Here is a 19,447-nt window from a genome sequence, read left to right as displayed (position 1 = left end):
CCCAATTTAAAGCATATCGATGAAGCGGTTGGATATCACTTCAGTATCTTCAGGTGTTTTGCAGATGATCAGGCAGGTATCGTCGCCGCAAATCGTACCGAGAATTTCTTCCCAGTCAAGATTGTCTATCAGTGCGCCGATTGCCATCGCATTCCCGGGCAGCGTTTTCATAACAAGCAAATGGCCGGCAGTATCAATCCGGACAAAAGCATCCATTAAATTGCGTTTTAGTTTCTGCAGCGGATTGAACCTTTGATCCGCCGGCAGGCTGTATTTATATCTTCCATCCATTAAAGGAACTTTTACAAGATGAAGCTCTTTTATATCTCTTGACACAGTTGCCTGGGTCACATTAAAACCGGCATTTTTCAGCTCGTCCACAAGATCATCCTGTGTTTCAATATCATTATTGGCTATGATGTCTCTTATTTTGATATGTCGTTGTCCTTTATTCACTTTATCACCTCTATAGGCAGTCGAAACCTGATTTCTATCCATATGTTAGCCGATTTTCTGCTGAATGTACAATTTTTTCTGCAATAGACAGCACGAATAGCCAAGAACCGCCATAATTCGATGGTCCAGCGCCGAAAAAAAGGAATAAGCATGATGCTTATTCCTCTTCTTTCTGCTGCTTTGATTTCAGCTCGGCATGAGCTTCCTTGACTATTTCATCCACGGAAGCAGAAAGTCCGTTTATGCCTGTTTCCTTTTCCCCTTCCCACCTCAGGTGAAGAAGGAACTCAATATTGCCGTCCCCTCCTGTTATCGGGGAATAGGAAAGGTTTCTGACATCATATCCCTGTTCCAGGGAAAAGCGGATCATGCGGTCAATGACGTCGGCATGGACCTTGGGATCGCGGACAATCCCTTTTTTTCCGACCTGCTCACGTCCTGCTTCAAACTGCGGCTTTACAAGCGCAATAACATCACTCCCGGGAACCAGCAGGGTTTTTAGAACAGGCAGAATAAGCTTCAAACTAATAAACGATACATCAATCGACGCAAAATCTGGCATCTCCCCTGCCAGATCGGCAGGAGTCACATAGCGGAAGTTGGTCCTTTCCATTACCTCCACCCGCTCGTCCTGCCTCAGCTTCCAGGCAAGCTGATTATAGCCTACATCCAATGCATATGACATTTTCGCCCCATTCTGCAGCGCACAGTCAGTGAAGCCGCCGGTTGATGCTCCTATATCAAGAAGCACCTTGCCTGAAATGTCGACATCGAACTCTTTGATCGCCTTTTCAAGCTTCAGTCCGCCGCGGCTGACATAGGGGATCAGCTTGCCTTTTACTGTGAGCGGAATATCGGCGCCTACCTTTTCACCAGGCTTATCGAGGCGGCTCTCGTTCGTATAGACAAGTCCGGCCATGATGGCGCGCTTTGCCTTTTCCCTTGTCTCGATAAGCCCTCTTTCTACGAGCAATACATCTAAACGTTCTTTCTTACTTTTCATCTGTTAAGCCCTTTTTTGTTTTTTTCTCGCCAATTTTGCGAGCTTTTGTACGGCCATCTCAGAGGTCAGGCCGATTTCTTCGAGCAGTTCCTTTACGCTTCCATGTTCAATATACTCATCAGGGATTCCCATGCGTTCGACAGCTGCCTGATGGAACCCGTTTTCATGGGCAAACTCAAGGACGGCGCTTCCGAATCCGCCCTGCAGGATAGCTTCTTCTATAGTTAGTATCGGCATATTCAAACTTAATATTTCTGACAGCATCTTCTTGTCAAGCGGCTTGATGAACCTGGCATTGACGACTTTTATTGAGTAGCCCTGCCTTTCCAGCTGATCTGCTGCTTCCATCGCCATCGGGATCGTTGTACCAAAGGTAAGGATTGCAGCATCGTCCCCTTCCTTCAGCACTTCCCAAGTGCCGATAGGAATTTTGATCAGCGTCTCATCCATCGGCACACCGATTCCGTTGCCCCTCGGGAAACGCATCGCAATCGGGCCGTCATCATAAGCAAGAGCAGTGTTGACCATATGCTGGCCTTCATTTTCATCTTTCGGCATCATCATCACCAGATTTGGCACATGCCTCATGAAGGCGATGTCAAATACACCCTGGTGGGTTTCACCGTCAGCGCCCACAAGGCCTGCGCGGTCGATTCCGATGAAGACATTCAGGTTCTGGCGGCATATGTCATGCACCACCTGGTCATAGGCACGCTGCAGGAAGGTCGAATAGATAGCCAGGAACGGCTTCATATTTTGTGTGGCAAGCCCTGCTGCGACAGTTGTTGCATGCTGCTCCGCTATACCCACATCAAACATGCGGTCCGGGAACTCGCTGGCAAAGCCTTCAAGCTTTGATCCTACAGGCATGGCAGGAGTGATTGCAACAATCCTGCTGTCCTTCCTCGCCAGCTTCCTTACGGTTTCACTGACAAGCTTGCTCCAGGCAGGCGGCGGGTTGATCGGTTTAACAAAGTCGCCTGTATCAATTTTGTATGGGCCTGTCCCGTGCCAGGTCCCGACTGTATCCTTTTCAGCAGGGGAATAGCCTTTCCCCTTCTTAGTGATCACATGCAGAAGGACAGGACCTTCTGTTTTCTTTGCATAGCTGAGCGTTTCAAACAGCTCTTCAAAATTATGGCCATCGATCGGGCCTAAGTAGGTAAAGCCCATTTCCTCAAAAAACATGCCCGAAACCAGAAGATATTTCAAGCTGTCTTTTACTCTTTCAGCAGTTGAAGCAAGCTTTCCGCCGACAGCAGGGATTTTTTTGAGGAGAAGCTCGAGCTCATCCTTCACCCACTGATACTTGCCGGCTGTCCGGAGTTTCCCGAGAACATTGTGCAGGGCCCCGACATTTGGTGCAATCGACATTTCATTATCATTGAGGATGACAATCATATTCTTTTGCTCGTGTCCGATATGATTGAGCGCTTCAAGCGCCATCCCGCCTGTCAGTGCGCCATCCCCGATGATCGGGACGATATGGGAATCCTCTTTTTTCAAATCCCTCGCAATGACCATGCCCATGGCCGCTGATAAAGAAGTCGAGCTGTGGCCGGTCTCCCAAACATCATGTTCGCTTTCAATCCGCTTCGGAAAACCGCACAGTCCTTTATACTGCCTGAGGGTATCAAATTCACAGGCTCTGCCTGTAAGGATCTTATGGACATAAGACTGGTGGCCCACATCCCAGAGAAACTTGTCCTTTGGGCTTTCAAAGCATTTGTGGAGGGCGATCGTCAGTTCAACGACTCCTAGGTTGGGTCCGATATGGCCGCCTGTCACTGAAAGTTTTTCTATAAGAAAATTCCTGATATCCTGGCTGAGATCTTCCAGTTCTTTATTGGAGAGCCCTTTTAAAAATGAAGGGTCCTTAATCGATAATAGATCCATGTCTTGGATCACTCACTTTCATTTCTTTTTAAATCACTGTTATTATTAATTCTCTTTTATTATAACGATATGACAATTTTCCACAACAAAATATAGCATATTCCCTGCATTGTACCATAAGAGTAACGCATTGCAGGCGATTTTCCAACTGATTTCCCTTATGGGACATCCAGATCTGCTGGAGGGCAGGAACCGTTTCACTAAAGAAAAGCATAGCTGCTGAATGCAAAAAGGGAATTCTGTCCTGTCTATAAGCTGAAAATCAATCACTTCCTGACCAAAGAAAAAGCCGTTGGCCCGATGCGGCAAACGGCTTCCTTCTCATATCCGGCAGCTGCAGGATCAGCAGAAACTGCCAATTAATCAGTGATCCCTGTTCGCCACCAGATTGGTTATCTCTTCCAGCAGCTGGATTTCAAGGCCTGTTTCCTGCAGCCGGGCCTTTGCCATCCCTATATGATGTTCAAGCGCCTTGTTTGCTCCTTCCATAGTGAGAATGGATGGGTAGGTGCTTTTATTGTTGGTTTCATCACTGCCAACCGGCTTTCCAAGGACCTCTTCATTTCCTTCCAGGTCGAGGATATCATCCCTGATTTGGAAAGCAAGGCCCAGATGGTGGGCAAATTCATTCAGGCTTTTCAGCCTGCTTTCCTCTGCACGCGAGAGGAGAGCCCCTGCTGCTACACTGAATGCAAGAAGCTTCCCGGTTTTGTGCACATGTATGTATTCAAGCTCTTCAAGATCAAGGTCTTTGTCCTCTCCCTCAATATCTGCCGTCTGGCCGCCTACCATGCCTTCAGCACCCGAAGCCCTTGCAAGCTCATTGATCAAAGCAAGCTTCACTTCCGCATCAGCATCCTCAGGAGCCATCTGTGCAAGAAGCTGGAAGCTGTATGTCAGCAGTGCGTCTCCAGCAAGGATGGCATTTGCCTCGCCAAACACTTTATGGCTGGTCGGCTTCCCCCGCCTGAGATCATCATCGTCCATGCTAGGGAGGTCATCATGGATAAGGGAGTAGGTATGGATCATCTCCACAGCAGCTGCAGCCTGCAGGCCTTTTTTTGTATCTTCCCCAAAAGCCTTGAGAGTAGCGAATACGAGGAGCGGCCTGATCCTTTTGCCCCCGGCCTGCAGAGAATAATGCATGGCCTTTTTCAGAACCTCCGGGGCGGCCAGTCTGCTGACACTTTCCTCCAGCTCACGTTCAAGCATCTTTATATGGACCTCTGAAAAAGAATCAAGCTGTACATTCGGCACCATTACTCCTCCTCCTCGATGACAAACGGTTCTTTCCTGCCTTCTTCTGTCAGAACCTCCGTCAGCTGTTCTTCCACTCTTTGCAGCTTATCATGGCACAGCTTGGACAGCTCCATGCCCTGCTTATAGATGGCAATGGCCTCTTCGAGCGGCACATCGCCTTCTTCCAGCTTTTCTACAATTCCTTCAAGCTTTTTCATCGCTTCTTCGAATGTGAGTTTTTCTTCTGCAGCCATTTCTATCACTCCTCTTTGCCTGTCACCTTGCAATTAAAAGTTCCATCAGCCAATTTCACCTGGACATCATCGCCCTTTTCAACCTGGGAGACACTCTTCAGGAGCTCGCCTTCCCCGCTATAGGCCAAGCTGTAGCCTCTGTCCATAATCTTAAGCGGGCTCAGCGCCTCAAGGGTTGAAACCATGCCGCTGAATTCCTTCTGCTTCTTGGTCAAAACTTCTTTCATGGCCCTGCCGAGTGCACGGCTGCCGCGTAAATGGGTTTCCTTCGCTTCCTTGTACAAATCATTTGGATGATTCCTCAAGAGCCTTTGCAGCAGCCTGTCCCGCTCCTCGCGTTTCAGCTCTGCAAGCCTGCCTGCGCTCTTTTTCAGCTGTTCTGTCATCTTGTCTGCCTGTTCTAGCTTCTGTTCGTACAGCCGCTGCGGATAGCGGAAGGCATATGATTTCTGCAGTCTGCCCAATCGTTCCCGCTGCAGGACTGCTCTTTCCCTCATCGCTCTGATAAGCCTGGACTGGCGGTTTAAAATCCTTTCAGCCAATTCATCGATATGCGGAACCGCCATTTCTGCCGCCCCGGTTGGTGTGGGGGCGCGATGGTCGGCTGCAAAATCGGCAATTGTAAAGTCGGTTTCATGCCCGACAGCCGAAATGACCGGAATGTCCGATCCAACGATCGCCCTTGCCACCTGCTCTTCATTGAAGGCCCATAGCTCTTCGATCGACCCTCCGCCGCGCCCGACGATCAGGACATCAGCCTCGGCCTGCCGGTTTGCAAGTTCAATGGCGCCAGCAACAGAAGGAGCTGCCTGGGCACCCTGTACAAGTGCCGGATAAATCAATATATTGGCGATCGGAAAGCGCCTTTTGATTGTTGTGATGATATCTCTTACTGCAGCTCCTGTCGGGGACGTTATCACTCCAACAGTTTTCGGGAATTTCGGGATGGGCCTTTTGCGTTCTGAAGCAAACAGCCCCTCTTTCTGGAGCCTTTCCTTCAGCTGCTCAAAGGCCAGGAAAAGATCCCCTACTCCATCCGGCTGCATCTGCTTGACATAAATCTGATATTGTCCGCTCGGCTCGTAGACAGAGATCTCACCGCTGATCAGCACCTTCATCCCGTTCTCAGGCTCAAACTTCACTGAACGTGCAGAACGGGAAAACATGACTGCCAGGATCCGGGATTTCTCATCCTTCAGCGTGAAATACATATGTCCGCTCGAATGCCTCTTAAAATTAGAGATTTCGCCTTTGACAAATATCTCCTGCAAATGCGGGTCATGGTCAAATTTTCTTTTTATGTATAGAGTTAGAGCGCCTACGGTCAGATAACGCTGTTCCTTCATAGCATACTCCTTTTAAAGGGCTGGGTATCCACATGCCATTTGCTGTTTGTTCTGTACAATAATCTAAACAGCGTAAAAAGCCCTTCCCTATTATAAGTTTAAATAAGGCCATCCGTCACGCCAAAACGGCTAAAACAGGCATATCGCACATTTAAACTGGATAGAGACAGGGCAATGAATGCTTTTGGTCCGGCCGGGACAGGCAGGACGCTTAAGAGTCCAGGCTATCCTTCACTTTCGAGAGGACACCGTTGATGAAACGGCTGGAATTGTCATCGCCAAATATCTTCGCAATTTCAATCGCCTCATCAATGACAACATTGGCCGGGACCTCTTTGCTGTATTTCAGCTCATAGACTCCTTGGCGGAGAAGATTTCGATCCACTGTTGCAAGGCGTTCCAGCTTCCATTTTTCAAGATACTGCTTGATCAGACTGTCAATTTCCTCTTTATTTTCAAGTACACCGGTTACCAGAAGTGTCAGATATTCGTCCCCTTCTTCTCCCTCAAGCACATGGTCGATTGCTTCCGAAGGGTCTGCCTGGCTCACATCAATCTGAAACAGGGCCTGTAATGCTTTTTCTCTCGCTGTTCTTCTTTTCATTATATTCTTTAACTCCTTTTAGGCATCTTTGTCCAAATAACATAAGAAGATAATAGCATAACTAAAGCGGGTTCGCACTGTGTTCATCAATATTTTTGCCATTATGCCTTATATTCATAGGTGTTTTTTAATACTATCTGCAAGAAAGTTCCATATCCTTCTGCAGGTCCAGTAATGGAAAGAGCCAAAGACATTAGCTGTCTTTGGCTCTTCTGATCAGATTTCCTGTTCAATTTCAGGCTCAAGCTTCTGGTTTTCAAATAAGATGCCCACCACATGAATATTGATTTCCTGTGCTTCAAGAGCAGTCATGTTCAACAGGGCCTGGCGGATATTATCCTGGATTTCCTGGGCGACGGCGGGGATTGAGATGCCAAATTTCATCAGGCAGTACACCTCTACCTTGATGCCTTCCTCAGTCAATTCAACCTTGACGCCTTTACCATGATTTTTCTTGCCTAAACGCTCGACGACTCCTGAGGCGAAATTGCCGCGCATCTGTGCAACCCCTTCTACCTCAGAGGCAGCGATCCCTGCAATCACTTCAATGACTTCAGGAGCTATTTCTACTTTTCCATGCCCAGTATTCCCCTGGCTCATTTCCAAAATGTTCTCGCTCATTACAGCACCTCCGGTTAATCTTCAGACTTCATCACTTCGTACAACTCAAGGAACTTGGTATTGAACTGTCCTTCCACAAATTTCTCGTGGCTGAGCAGCTTAAGATGGAATGGAATGGTCGTGTGTACACCTTCGACCACAAATTCGCTTAAAGCCCTCTTCATGCGGGAAATGGCTTCTTCCCGGCTGCTGCCATAGGTAATGACCTTTGCAATCATGCTGTCATAATAAGGCGGAATCATATAGCCCGGATAAGCTGCAGAATCGACACGGACGCCAAGGCCTCCTGGAGGAAGGTACATACTGATCCTCCCGGCTGAAGGCATGAAGTTCTTCTCCGGGTTTTCCGCATTGATCCTGCATTCTATCGCCCAGCCATTAAAAGTAACTTCATCCTGGCGAAGGGCAAGCTTTTCTCCGGATGCAACCTTGACCTGTTCTTTGATCAGATCGACCCCCGTCACCATTTCTGTGACAGGATGCTCTACCTGTATCCTTGTGTTCATTTCCATGAAATAGAACTTTCGGTTCTGATAGTCATATATAAATTCTACAGTGCCGGCGCCTGTATAATCAACCGCTTTTGCAGCTTTAACAGCGGCAGCCCCCATTTCTTCGCGGATTTCTCCGTCAAGTGCGGGAGATGGCGTCTCTTCAAGGAGTTTTTGAAGCCTTCTTTGAATCGAACAGTCCCTCTCGCCCAAATGAAGTGTATTGCCATAGTTATCAGCAAGCACCTGAATTTCCACATGGCGGAAATCTTCAATATATTTTTCAATGTAAACGCCAGGATTTCCAAAAGCAGTAAGGGCCTCCTGCTGGGTGATATTGATTCCCTTTACCAGTTCTTCCTCGGTGCGGGCTACACGGATGCCTTTACCCCCTCCGCCGGCCGTCGCCTTTATGATGACGGGATAATCAATCTTTTCGGCCAGTGCCTTGGCGTCATCCACGTCCTTTACGACACCCTGTGAACCAGGGACAATCGGCACTCCCGCTTCCCTCATTGTTTCACGGGCAATATCCTTCGTGCCCATTTTATTGATGGCTTCGGGAGTCGGGCCTACAAAGATGATGTTGCATTCGCGGCACAGTTCTGCAAAAGCAGCATTTTCCGCCAGGAATCCATAGCCGGGATGGATGGCATCACACCCTGTCAGTTTAGCAACACTAATGATATTCGTAAAGTTAAGATAGCTGTCTTTGGAGGCTGTCGGGCCGATGCAGTATGCTTCATCCGCCAATTGTACATGCAATGCTTCTTTATCAGCTTCCGAATAGACAGCAACAGATTCTATTTCCATTTCCTTGCAGGCACGGATGATCCGTACCGCAATTTCCCCTCTGTTTGCAATTAATAATTTTTTTATCATCGAAAGCTCTCCTTACTCAGGCTTCACCAAAAATAATGGCTGTCCGTATTCGACCAGCTGGCCGTCTTTCACCAGTATTTCCACAATTTCCCCATTCACTTCTGCTTCGATTTCGTTGAACAGCTTCATGGCTTCAACGATGCAGACGACAGAATCCTTTGATACCTTTGAACCTGATTTAACATATACATCGGCATCAGGCGATGGTGAAGCATAGAAAGTCCCTACCATAGGTGAGGTGATTTTATGTAAGTCTGCATCCTGTACAGTTTCCTTTGGAGCTTCCTGGACGGCAGCCGGAGCTGTTTCCTGAATAGAAGCCGCAGGAACTGCAGGCTGCTGGACAGGCACCTCAATGGGCCTTTGCACTGCCGCAGGCTGGACAACAGCAGCCTCTGCAGCCGCGCTTTTCTTCATTTTAATTTTAGATCCTTCGTGCTCATATTCAAATTCATCGATAGTAGACTGATCAACAAGCTTAATCAGCTCGCGTATTTCTTGTACTTTTAACATACCATTCGGCACCCCTTGTCCTAAATAAAATTATGACTAGATACTAATATCATACGATAAGACCACACCAAAGTTCAACCGGCTTCTTTCAAGCAGCAGGACCTTTTTGCATCCTGCCCTTCTATTTTAATGTTTTTTTCAATTTTTGTGAAATTCCTCAAAGGAAATATGCCTGTGCACAGCGAAACCTTACAGCATTAGACTTATTTCGACGGAGGACACCATAATGGACAAGCTTGAGAGCATAAAAAGGGAAGATTTGGCCCGAAAAAATTCACTGATTGTTAAATCGGCTTTTGTAAGCGTTATCTTAGCGGCTGCTGTAGATATTATAATGAAAAAGGAACTGGCTGTCATCCTTGCCATTCTGATTGCCGGGGGCATTGGCCTCTGCATTGTTTGGTTGCTCCACCGCATTCCATCTGCCATTCATATTGTACCGTATACAAGCATGATCCTGATTACCGCCGTCATGTTCATCATCATGGAAAACAGTGTCTCGCCAACAGCTTTTTTCCTCGCATACTTCATCATTGCCGCAGCAGCCATCTATATGGATACAGTCTTGCTCTGGCTGGCATTTTTTCTTGGAAACACACTCATTACAGCTTTTACAGCACTTCATCATGGCACCCTTCCATTGGAAATGAAAAATTATGTGACAATTTATCTGCTTTACCTTTTAGTAACGGTACTCCTTTCATTTCAATTTTCCATATCGCGCAAGCTTGCCGAGAACATAGTTCTTTCTCAGGAAAAGACAGCACAGCTCCTGAAAACCGATCAGGAAATCAGGAGGGCCATAGACAAGGGCACAGCTGATATTTCTGAAATGATTGAACAGGTGAAAGAGAGAAGCGGCAAAAATTTTGAAGCTGCATACAGCATGTCCCGATCTATTGCCGAGGTTTCCGCCGGAATGCAGACCCAGGCTGAGGCAATCATGGGAATTAACCAATCTCTGTCAGTCGCAAACAAACAGGCAGAAGACACCACCCTGCTGTCAGAAAAGCTCCATCAGGATGCGGCTTCAGCCGAGCTGATCACCCGGACAGGCGATGCCCTGGTCGGCAGATTGGCGGAAGAAATGGGCGTATCTTATAAGGAAATGCAGAACGCGATAGAGAAGATGAGCAGCCTCTCACTGCGGATACAGGATACCTCTGCGTTTACCGATTCAATTCAGGAGATAGCATCTCAAACAAATATGCTTGCATTGAATGCATCTATTGAGGCCGCCAGAGCAGGAGAACGCGGGAAGGGATTCGCAGTAGTGGCAGATGAAGTCAGAAAGCTCGCCGACCTGACAAGGAAAACGGCCATGATGATTTCTGAAAATCTGCAGGAGGTTATTTCGGAGACAGAGGCAGCAAAAGAAGACCTGGGAGCTGCAGGAAAAACCATTACCGGCAACCTGACGCTCACTTCGGACACCCAGCAGGCGTTTGAGGAAATCTTCACAGCCTTCATCAGGCTGAAAGAGGATATTGCCAGATACAGCTCCATGACAAGGCAAATCAAGGAATCCTCCCATTCAATCGGGAATGCAGTCACAGAATTCAGCTCTGTGATCGAGCAGGCAAGCGCTTCACTCGAGGAGCTTTCTGCTTCTGTCGGAGAGCAGGCAAAACAAAACGAAGACATCTTCTCGTCGATAAAAAAGGCTCATCATTCACTGGAGGATCTGGTGGAGTTTCAGAAAAAGTAAGTGAAACCCGGCAGATTTATTATCCTAGTGTGCATCAAACATTAAAGAGGCAGTGCATTCAGTGATGCACTGCCTCTTTTCAGCATATCTGCAAGAGTGGTGCTGAACGAGCGCCCTCCGCTTTTCTATTTGTCCAGCTCCGGGAGCTAGCCCCTCGAGTCTTAAGCCAATCAGATCAGAAGGTTAAAGAACAACCTTCCGCTCTGCTCGTCTTAAGCTTGTCGGGGCTGAACGAGCGCCCTCCGCTTTTCTATTTGTCCAGCTCCGGCTCCTAGGTGCTCGAGTCATAAGTCACTTCGGAACTGAAGGCAAAGAACGACTTCAATTCCAAAGCGCCTTATGCTTGAGGCCCGCAGGATGCGGGTCATGCAGCGTTGCCACAGGACGTGGCGCATTTAGCCTGCGTTCCTTGTTGGAACAGTCGCCTCTGCTTTTCTATTTCCCAGGTTCAAATTCTACTGATGCTACCTGCAGCTGCGGGATTTCGCCTTTTACCATTTGGATGATTTCGTTGGCAGCTGTTGGCGAGTGTTCTTTTGATTTGATGGTGATGCGGACTTTTTCTCCGTCTGCCCTTACAAGGACGTCTTCATAGTCCATGGCTTTAATGACTGTTTCAAGAAGGATTTCTTTCTGTGCAACATCTCTAAGCTGGTCGATTTTTTCCTTCGCTTCGTTTCGTTCTTCAGCGGAAAGATCTGTGGAGGCCATGACATTGGTGAGTTCCTCTTCCATCCGGCTGCGCTCATCTTCCATCTGCATGCGGAGCGTTTCGAACATTTCATCGCTGGAAACACCGGAGATGACTGTTTCGCCATCTTCAGAAGCAGTTTCTTCAGCAGATGACTCTTCTGCACCTGCGGTTTCTTCATTTGCCTTTTCCTCGACTGCGGCCAGATCATTGCTTTTTTGTTCAGGAGTAGTAATGTAGTAGACAGAGAGCACGACGACTAAACTTAGCATTGTTAAAAGCCAGACTGTTTGTTTTTTCAATAGCATTTCAGGATTCCCCCTTAGATTTTTTTGGCATTACAGCTACACGGTGGCTTGGCACATCCAGCGACCGCGTTACAGCCTCAATGATCCACTTTTTTACTTGTATGTTATCGGCCCCTTTAGCGACAACGAGTACTCCCCGTATAACAGGTTTCTTCGTTTCCACCACTATCGGAACCTCTTTTTCTCCATCTCTGATAATCACCAGCTGGTCTTCCTTGGACAAATCCTCCACTTTCCTTTTACCTCCCTCCCGATCGGTTTCATCGGTCGTTTGGGACTTGGTTGTGGAGTTCTTTTCCAATACCTTCTTCTCAGTTGCATCCACATTGACAACAACCGTGACATCATCGACACCAATAATGGAATCGAGCGCTTCCTTCAACTGGGCTTCATACGCTTTTTCATAATCAGTGATAGACCCGTTCCCGCCTGTCTTCTTTTGGCCAAAGGCCGGGACATCTTCAGCTTCCTTCCCTTCCTGGCTGCTGAAAGCAGGAAGCACCCCGCCAGCTTCTTCCTCCTTGAAAAAGGAGCTGCTGATGAGCATGATCGCTGCCCCGAATAATAGGGCGATCAGCAAATATTGATATTTTCCCTGCTTCTTATTTTCACCGCTTCCCATCAGGTGTTTCTTTATCCAAGCCAGCGGCCCCTTTTCATTGTCCATTAATCCTTGTTCCCCCCTTCTATCATGACTTCGATAGATTCTTCCTTGATATTCCATTTTTGAGCAAGAAGTGAAGCGATATCGTTTGATTCATCTGTTTCTGCGCTTGATGGAAAGGGTTGGTTCGTATTGATTTCTACCATGGAGACCACTTCGACTGCTTTTTCTTCAGGAACCTGCTGCTTTAGCTGGATGCTGACCTTCTCCAGATTCTCAGGGAAGGCACTCTGATTATTTTCATCCACGATTAGACTTACATCACTAATTTCCAATCCGTACTGTTCCATCAGCTCCTTTTCTGCGTCCGTTTTCAATTGGACAGCCATTTCTTCTAAAATATATGCACTGGTTGAAGCTTGTATTTCTTTTTTCTTCATTTCTATTAAATTTTCCATATTATGATCTTCCGCTGTTTCAGTGATATTTATTTTTCCAATGGCTTCTTCAAAATCCTGGGTGAACAGCTTGAGGACCGGGGACAGGATGATGGTGATCAGAAGCAGACCGGTCACCATCTTCGTATACTTCTGCAGGCTTGAATTCGGCAGGAGCATGTCCACAACAGTCGCCAGAAGAACAAATAATATGATGTTTGTAACCCACTCTTTTATGAACTCCATATCGGTCACCCCTATCTCATCATCATGGTCAGATTTCCTGCAGCGATTATGACGGTTATGCTTAAGAAAAACATAAGAGACACAAGGGCGAGTGCCGCAAATACGTAGATGACGCTCTTGCTGATGATGTCGAGGCAGGCGATGACCGGGCCCCCGCCGAGCGGCTGGAGGACAGCTGCTGCAAATTTATATATAAAAGCAATCATAAGAATCTTGATTGCCGGAAACGCTGCGATAATCAGCAGAATCGCGACTCCCGCGATCCCCACTGTATTTTTCAAGAGCACTGATGCACTGATGACTGTATCTGTGGCATCCGTGAACATCCTTCCGATGACGGGGATGAAATTTCCTGTGATGAATTTCGCGGTCCTCAAGGTCACGCCGTCCGTAATTGCGGCAGAAGCTCCCTGGACTGAGATGACCCCAAGGAAAATGGTCACGAACAATCCCAGAAGGCCTATGCTCCAGTTCCGCAGAAGATTGGCAAGCTGCGTCACCTTGTAATTTTCTGAAAGGACACTCACGATGCTGAGTACCGCTGAAAGAAATAGAAGGGGCAGCACCGCATATTGGATGAACAATCCGCTGATATTCATCAAAAACAGTATGACAGGATGGAAAAATGCAGCCGACACCAGCCCGCCAGACGAAGCGATCAGAGCCAAAAGGAGCGGTACGAGCGCCAGGATGAAAGAGGTCATTGTGCTGATGGCTTCGATGCTGTAATCAACCGCAACCCGGAAGCTGTTCAGTGCGATGATCACCAGAACCATAAAGATGATGGAATAAGCGGCTTTGCTGACAGAGCTCTTTTCAAAAGAATTCTGAAGGGACTGCAAAAACATGCTGAAGACCGTCAGGATGATGAGAGAGCCAAGAAGCTTTCCATTTACGAGAAACTCATGAAAGAGAAACTTCAGCCCCCCGAGCATCCATTCCTTCAGGGAGAATTCTTTATCTCCCTTAATAAATTCATATAAACTGCCTTTCTGGCTTTCCGGCAAAAAGCCGCCATATTCATTTGAAACTTTTTCCCAGAAACCTTTCAGCTCATCAAGCTCAAGGGTTTCAAGCTGGGCTTCAACCAGCGCCTCAGCTCCCTTTGGCCCGTTCTCTCCTTCGTTTTCCCCGGAGGCTTGTACATCTGGCATCACACAGAAGGTGGCGAGAAATAATACTAGAAAAATAAACGGCAGCCGCTGCTTCATCTATTCACCTCATTTAGAAAAACTGATTGCTGTGACTTTAACTTGGTATCAGCTGAATGATCGATTCAATCAGGACAGTCAGGATCGGGATGGCCATCGCCAGAATCAGTATTTTGCCGCCGAGCTCAATTTTCGAGGCAATTGCACCCTGTCCTGCATCCTTCGTAATCTGGGCCGCAAATTCCGCTATATAAGCGATCCCGATGATTTTGAGGATCGTTTCTACATAGACAAGATTCACTTTGGCATTTACCGCAATCTTTTCAAGCATATGGATGATGGCATAAATCTGGTCAACGAGAAACAGGAAAATGCTGCATCCGGTAAAGACAACGAGCAGAAAAGCAAAGTTGGGCTTCTGCTCTTTTACGACGAGTGCAAGGAAGGTTGCAACCAGCGAGATGCCTGCTATTTGAAAGATCTCAATCGCTGAGCCCTCCCTTATCCTTGAAATAAAAATACCGACTTAATTTTTTGAAAGAGGTCGTCCACAATCGAGGCAACCATAAACAAGATATAGATAAAGCCGAATAAAGTGACCCACTGTGCGTACTCTTTCTTTCCGACCTGGTCCAAAATGGTGTGCAAAAAGGCGACTACGATCCCTACTCCGGCAATTTTAAAAATAATATCAACCTCTAATCCCATCATTTCTCCTCCTATACGCTGCTTAAATATTCCTTGCATCGTGTGCGAGCCCTGGTTTAAATCAATAGAATGATCAACAGGAGACCTGACAGGAAGCCAAGGCTTTTTACCATTCGTTCGTATTTTGCCTGTTTTTCATAAGCATCGGCTTCTTCCCTTTCCAGATGAGAGAGTGCCAGCATGATTTGTTTCTGCTGGGAAAACCGGTCATGGCGGCCGAGGGTCTCCCCGAACTGCTTCATGATCTCAAATTCTCCCTGCTTGAAGGCCGTCAGCTTCCACACCTCTTTCAGGCTTTCTTCCCAGGCTGCCCTGACGGTTGTTTCCGAATCTGTAAGCTTCTTTGAAAAAGATTCAAAAAACCAGGACAGCGGCTTTGAAAGCTGGGCAGCCAGCCTTCTTGCCGCTTCGTGGAGCGGTGTATGCCCGTACATGATTTCCGCTTCCAGCGATTGAAGCGCTGACTTAAGCTGCCGCAGCTGGCGCGGTCTCTCATTCAAATGTTTTGATGCCTCAAATCCTGCCCATGTAGTGGCTAAGATGATGAAACAGGCGCCGATGATCTTCATCATGCCAGGTTCACCGCCGCTTCCCGATGGATTTCCCTGCCTGACTTGTCCAGAATTGATGCAATATTTCCGGGGCCGCCTGTCCGGTCCAAAATCACATATCTTTCAAAAATTCCGCTTTCAAGAATCTGCTTTAATGTCGGTCTGTTCTTTATTTCCTCCCATGAACGTCCATGGGTTGTCATCATCAGCTTGATTCCCGCATGGACAGCCTCCATGATGGCCTCCCCATCCTCCTGCCTGCCGATTTCATCAACGAGCAGGACATCCGGGCTCATGGAACGGATCATCATCATCATCCCTTCCGCCTTCGGGCAGGCATCAAGGACATCCACTCTTGGCCCAAAGGTCATCTGGGGAATGCCGCTGACACTTCCGGCAATCTCAGACCGCTCGTCCACTATGCCGGCCTTCTGTGCCGCAATAGCTGGATTCGCTGCACCAGAGGAGACAATCCGGGCAATATCCCTCAGCAGTGTGGTCTTGCCTGTCTGGGGCGGGCCGACTACCATAGTGTGGAGCCAGCCGCTGCTATATAAATAGGGTATCAGCCTGTCTGCTGTCCCGATCTTCTCTCTTGCCACCCTGATATTGAAGGAAGAGATATCACGGATGGCCTTGACTTTCCCTCCATCCAGAATAACTTTCCCGGCAAGCCCCACCCGGTGTCCGCCTTCTATTGTGATATAGCCCCTCTTAAGTTCCTCTTCCAAAGTGTAGATTGAAAAATGGCTGATTTTATTCATTAAGTGGACGGCATCTTCGGCTCCGACTGTATAGGGCAGGAAGCAGGGAATGCCTTTGGCTGTCACTTCAAGCGGCCTGCCGATCCTGATCCTGATTTCCTCAAGATGCTCCATCATTTCAGGAGGGACATTTTTCAGCTTGTCTGATAAATTTTTTGGCAAAAAGGCTGCAACTGTTTCCACAAAAATCCTCCTTATAGCTTTACTGTCTTTTATTTTCGCTACTAAGAAATGTATGTCGTTCCAGGAGCAATATGACAATATTTGTCCCTTTTCCATAAATGGTTTTTCGGATAGAAACAAAGGAAAAAGATTCTTTATCATGCAGAGAATATGGGTATCATGAATAATGACAGGGAAAGGAGAGGGATATGCTGTTTACCAGGTATAAAGAGGAAATTAAGAAGCTTCCTTTAAAAGAAACATATACAAAAGAAGACCTGCTGCATCCGGGATTGCTGATTGAAAAATATGGTGCTCTCCAGATCTATTACTCGCCCCATAATGAATATGTGAATAGCAGAGCTCAAGTGTTGATACTTGGCATTACGCCTGGATGGGCGCAAATGAACAAAAGCATCACACTCGCAAGGCATTTGATTGGAAAGGTTCCTGACTCAGAGATGCTGAAGAGGGTGAAAGCAGAAGGACGCTTTTCAGGACCCATGAGAAAAAATCTGGCGGAAATGCTGGACAGCATTGGCCTGGCCGAGTGCCTTGGCATCGATTACTCCATGAAACTCTTTCATGATGATGATTCTATCCTTCATACATCCTCACTTGTAAAATATCCTGTTTTCAATAAAGGAAAGAACTACACAGGCCATGACCCGGAATTAAGCCGGAGCCCGTTTCTGCTGAGCTATGCAGAAGAAACATTCAGAACGGATATACAGCCGCTGGATTCTCCCTTGATCATCCCCCTCGGCAAGGCGGCTGACAGCATATTGGAAGGATGGATAAACAGCGGGCTGATCAAACCTGAACTCTGTTTATCTGGATTTCCCCATCCCTCCGGGGCAAATGGACATCGTTTCAGACACCTTGAGGAAAAGAAGGAGGAGCTGGCAGGCAAAATCAGAAAGTATTTTAGCTGATGATTTTGTTCTGCTGCCGGCCGGAAACCAATAAATTAAAGCAAGAAGGATTAGGGGGAGGACAGTATATGTATAAAAATCAAGGCATTTCAGGGCAGCCCCTCCAGAAGCAGGGCCGGAACACCATCAGGGTCACAGGAAAGGGAACCGTCGAAGTAAAGCCAAGTAAAGCGGAGACCATCTTTGGCGTTTCGGCCGAGAGCAGTTCCCTGGCTGAGGCACAGGCGGAAGCGGCCCAGACGATCTCCAGGATTCAGGACGCTTTAATCAGGATTGGACTGCCGGAAGAAAGTATACAGACAAGCAACTATTCCGTTTTTCCGCAATACGATTTTCAGGATGGGAAACAGATTTTCAGAGGGTATAAGGCAGAGCATTTATTAAGGGTGATTGTTTCACCTGTGGAAGCTGCCGGCCGAGTATTGGATACCGCTGCAGAAAACGGAGCGAATATCATTTCTTCCGTCAGGCTTTTAGCCGATGAATCAAAGCCTCAGAAGCAGGCTCTGTCACTCGCGGTCATAGATGCCTATGAAAAGGCTTCTGTTATTGCAAAGACCCTTCATGTACAGCTGGTTAAAACACCAGCAGCAGTCACTGAAGGAATCATTGCCCCCGGCCAGCCAATACAAGGGGAAGCCGGCATGTTTGTAAAAAGCGCGGCCGCTGGTACTTCAATAGAACCTGGCACTATGGAAGTTACTGCCTATGTTACAGCAGACTTTGTATATTAAAAAAAGCAACAGCCGATTGGCCATTGCTTTGGGATAACATATTAAGGGCCGCAGTTGCCGCCGATTTATATGGAGTTTCAAACCTGCTCCAACAGGTGGGTGTCCGCAGGAATTCTTTCCGGGTGTCCTCTGTATAGAGGCATGCCGTCCTGATTCCGATTTAGGGCTCCCTATTACTACATAAAGGTTGAAACTTCATATACAAACGAACAACGCAGCTTGTATTAATTATATTACAATAACATTTCTATAAAGGCAATAGCTTTAAGCCATTTTTTCATAAGCATGATTTTAAAAGCGCATACTAAAAAGAGTGCGGCAAAAAGAGTACCGAAGGGGTGGCTACCGAATGGTAAATGAAAATCACGAAAAATTTTTAAAAGAGCAGCAGGATCCCGACCAATATCTTGGCGGAACAAAAAGCAACAGCAAACCGGCATCCTCTGACCCGGAATATAATAATCCCGGAAATACCGATCAATCTCCGGGAACGACCGGAAGGAAGCTTTAACAGTTTAAATCAAAAAAATACCCGCTGGCATAATGCCACGCGGGTATTCCTTTTTTTCACCGATTAGGCTCTGGACACATAAGAGCTTTCAGTTGTGTTGATGATCAGGACATCTCCCTGGTTGATGAAGAAAGGAACCTGAACAATCAGGCCGGTTTCAAGTGTAGCAGGCTTGGTTCCGCCTGAAGCAGTATCACCTTTGATTCCAGGCTCAGTTTCTGTCACTTCAAGCTCAACAGTGTTTGGAAGTTCAACACCAAGCGTTTCTCCCTGATACATCATGATCTGGACTTCCATATTTTCTTTAAGGAACTTCAGCTCATACTCAATAGAGTTTTCAGGCAGTTCAATTTGCTCGTAAGACTCGTTGTCCATGAATACGTGCTGATCGCCGCTTGCGTATAAGTATTGCATTCTGCGGTTATCAATCTGCGCCTTGCCTACCTTCTCGCCGGCACGGAAGGTTTTTTCCTGGATAGCGCCGGTGCGCAGGTTGCGGAGCTTTGAACGAACAAACGCTGCGCCTTTTCCTGGCTTAACATGCTGAAAATCCATTACTCTCCAAATGCCGTTATCTACTTCGATTGTCAATCCTGTACGAAAATCATTTACAGAAATCATGTGTTATGTCC

General features: G+C 47.2%; 23 protein-coding genes and 1 other RNA gene. 4 read left to right on the top strand and 20 right to left on the bottom strand.

What is annotated here, in order from left to right; genetic code table 11:
* Positions 1-6: 6 nt before the first annotated feature.
* The 10 genes from ahrC to accB all read right to left on the bottom strand — a co-directional run bounded on the left by ahrC (position 7) and on the right by accB (position 9,305).
* Complete coding sequence (gene ahrC / locus Q9R36_RS05890; RefSeq protein WP_009794964.1) at positions 7-456, bottom strand: transcriptional regulator AhrC/ArgR; 450 nt, start codon at positions 454-456, stop codon at positions 7-9.
* A 157-nt stretch (positions 457-613) separates the two neighbouring features.
* Positions 614-1,459, bottom strand: coding sequence for a TlyA family RNA methyltransferase (locus tag Q9R36_RS05885; RefSeq protein WP_009794963.1), 846 nt, complete (start codon positions 1,457-1,459; stop codon positions 614-616).
* A gap of 3 nt (positions 1,460-1,462) precedes the next feature.
* Positions 1,463-3,355 carry a 1-deoxy-D-xylulose-5-phosphate synthase gene (gene dxs, locus Q9R36_RS05880; protein WP_253617967.1) on the bottom strand — a complete coding sequence of 631 codons (1,893 nt, stop codon included), beginning with the start codon at positions 3,353-3,355 and terminating at the stop codon, positions 1,463-1,465.
* 363 nt (positions 3,356-3,718) lie between these two features.
* Positions 3,719-4,615, bottom strand: a complete 897-nt coding sequence (locus tag Q9R36_RS05875; RefSeq protein WP_009794960.1) for a polyprenyl synthetase family protein — start codon at positions 4,613-4,615, stop codon at positions 3,719-3,721.
* Positions 4,615-4,848, bottom strand: a complete 234-nt coding sequence (locus Q9R36_RS05870) for an exodeoxyribonuclease VII small subunit (protein WP_009794959.1) — start codon at positions 4,846-4,848, stop codon at positions 4,615-4,617. Before Q9R36_RS05870 ends, Q9R36_RS05875 begins: the two co-directional genes overlap by 1 nt.
* A gap of 5 nt (positions 4,849-4,853) precedes the next feature.
* Entirely contained in the window at positions 4,854-6,194 is a 1,341-nt protein-coding gene (gene xseA, locus Q9R36_RS05865; RefSeq protein WP_129612045.1) for an exodeoxyribonuclease VII large subunit, read from the bottom strand.
* Between the two features lie 211 nt (positions 6,195-6,405).
* Positions 6,406-6,798 (bottom strand): transcription antitermination factor NusB, encoded by a 393-nt coding sequence (nusB, locus tag Q9R36_RS05860; RefSeq protein ID WP_311224647.1) that lies wholly within the window; start codon positions 6,796-6,798, stop codon positions 6,406-6,408.
* Positions 6,799-7,014: 216 nt separating this feature from the next.
* Positions 7,015-7,419 (bottom strand): Asp23/Gls24 family envelope stress response protein, encoded by a 405-nt coding sequence (locus tag Q9R36_RS05855; protein WP_009794956.1) that lies wholly within the window; start codon positions 7,417-7,419, stop codon positions 7,015-7,017.
* Positions 7,420-7,433: 14 nt separating this feature from the next.
* Positions 7,434-8,792, bottom strand: a complete 1,359-nt coding sequence (accC, locus tag Q9R36_RS05850; protein WP_129612047.1) for an acetyl-CoA carboxylase biotin carboxylase subunit — start codon at positions 8,790-8,792, stop codon at positions 7,434-7,436.
* 12 nt (positions 8,793-8,804) lie between these two features.
* Complete coding sequence (accB, locus tag Q9R36_RS05845; protein WP_129612048.1) at positions 8,805-9,305, bottom strand: acetyl-CoA carboxylase biotin carboxyl carrier protein; 501 nt, start codon at positions 9,303-9,305, stop codon at positions 8,805-8,807.
* Between the two features lie 226 nt (positions 9,306-9,531).
* Here accB and Q9R36_RS05840 point away from each other — a divergent pair, with 226 nt between their 5' ends.
* Positions 9,532-11,013, top strand: coding sequence for a methyl-accepting chemotaxis protein (locus Q9R36_RS05840; protein WP_129612049.1), 1,482 nt, complete (start codon positions 9,532-9,534; stop codon positions 11,011-11,013).
* Between the two features lie 435 nt (positions 11,014-11,448).
* On the opposite strand, the gene Q9R36_RS05835 is transcribed toward Q9R36_RS05840, so the two are convergent.
* The 8 genes from Q9R36_RS05835 to spoIIIAA are packed head-to-tail and all read right to left on the bottom strand — an operon-like array spanning position 11,449 to position 16,656.
* Positions 11,449-12,012, bottom strand: a complete 564-nt coding sequence (locus tag Q9R36_RS05835; RefSeq protein ID WP_009794951.1) for a SpoIIIAH-like family protein — start codon at positions 12,010-12,012, stop codon at positions 11,449-11,451.
* Position 12,013: 1 nt separating this feature from the next.
* Positions 12,014-12,679, bottom strand: a complete 666-nt coding sequence (spoIIIAG, locus tag Q9R36_RS05830) for a stage III sporulation protein AG (protein WP_094767083.1) — start codon at positions 12,677-12,679, stop codon at positions 12,014-12,016.
* Positions 12,679-13,299, bottom strand: coding sequence for a stage III sporulation protein AF (spoIIIAF, locus tag Q9R36_RS05825; protein ID WP_094767082.1), 621 nt, complete (start codon positions 13,297-13,299; stop codon positions 12,679-12,681). Before spoIIIAF ends, spoIIIAG begins: the two co-directional genes overlap by 1 nt.
* An 11-nt stretch (positions 13,300-13,310) precedes the next feature.
* Positions 13,311-14,510 carry a stage III sporulation protein AE gene (gene spoIIIAE / locus Q9R36_RS05820; protein ID WP_101550267.1) on the bottom strand — a complete coding sequence of 400 codons (1,200 nt, stop codon included), beginning with the start codon at positions 14,508-14,510 and terminating at the stop codon, positions 13,311-13,313.
* 37 nt (positions 14,511-14,547) lie between these two features.
* Entirely contained in the window at positions 14,548-14,937 is a 390-nt protein-coding gene (spoIIIAD, locus tag Q9R36_RS05815; protein WP_087944257.1) for a stage III sporulation protein AD, read from the bottom strand.
* A 14-nt stretch (positions 14,938-14,951) separates the two neighbouring features.
* Positions 14,952-15,158: a stage III sporulation protein AC gene (gene spoIIIAC / locus Q9R36_RS05810; RefSeq protein ID WP_009794945.1), complete on the bottom strand. Its 207-nt coding sequence runs from the start codon at positions 15,156-15,158 to the stop codon at positions 14,952-14,954.
* A 56-nt stretch (positions 15,159-15,214) separates the two neighbouring features.
* On the bottom strand, positions 15,215-15,730 hold the full coding sequence (gene spoIIIAB, locus Q9R36_RS05805) for a stage III sporulation protein SpoIIIAB (RefSeq protein ID WP_009794944.1): 516 nt from the start codon (positions 15,728-15,730) through the stop codon (positions 15,215-15,217).
* Complete coding sequence (gene spoIIIAA, locus Q9R36_RS05800; RefSeq protein ID WP_022544178.1) at positions 15,727-16,656, bottom strand: stage III sporulation protein AA; 930 nt, start codon at positions 16,654-16,656, stop codon at positions 15,727-15,729. The genes spoIIIAB and spoIIIAA overlap by 4 nt, the downstream gene beginning before the upstream one ends.
* A gap of 188 nt (positions 16,657-16,844) precedes the next feature.
* Between spoIIIAA and Q9R36_RS05795 the strand changes: the two genes are divergently transcribed.
* On the top strand, positions 16,845-17,570 hold the full coding sequence (locus Q9R36_RS05795; protein ID WP_306009030.1) for a uracil-DNA glycosylase family protein: 726 nt from the start codon (positions 16,845-16,847) through the stop codon (positions 17,568-17,570).
* Positions 17,571-17,638: 68 nt separating this feature from the next.
* Positions 17,639-18,304, top strand: a complete 666-nt coding sequence (locus Q9R36_RS05790) for an SIMPL domain-containing protein (RefSeq protein WP_311224646.1) — start codon at positions 17,639-17,641, stop codon at positions 18,302-18,304.
* 41 nt (positions 18,305-18,345) lie between these two features.
* Here Q9R36_RS05790 and ssrS read toward each other — a convergent pair.
* Positions 18,346-18,528, bottom strand: a non-coding RNA gene (ssrS, locus tag Q9R36_RS05785) — 6S RNA.
* Positions 18,529-18,653: 125 nt separating this feature from the next.
* On the opposite strand from ssrS, the gene Q9R36_RS05780 reads away from it, so the two are divergent.
* On the top strand, positions 18,654-18,815 hold the full coding sequence (locus Q9R36_RS05780) for a hypothetical protein (protein ID WP_165352522.1): 162 nt from the start codon (positions 18,654-18,656) through the stop codon (positions 18,813-18,815).
* A gap of 63 nt (positions 18,816-18,878) precedes the next feature.
* Here the strand turns inward: Q9R36_RS05780 and efp are convergent, their stop codons facing one another.
* Positions 18,879-19,436: an elongation factor P gene (efp, locus tag Q9R36_RS05775; RefSeq protein WP_009794939.1), complete on the bottom strand. Its 558-nt coding sequence runs from the start codon at positions 19,434-19,436 to the stop codon at positions 18,879-18,881.
* Positions 19,437-19,447: the final 11 nt, after the last annotated feature.

This window comes from Bacillus sp. AG4(2022) (genome assembly GCF_031844465.1).
Lineage (GTDB): Bacteria > Bacillota > Bacilli > Bacillales > Cytobacillaceae > Bacillus_AB > Bacillus_AB infantis.
Note: the sequence above shows the minus strand (reverse complement) of the source record. Positions and strands in the feature narration are given on the sequence as shown.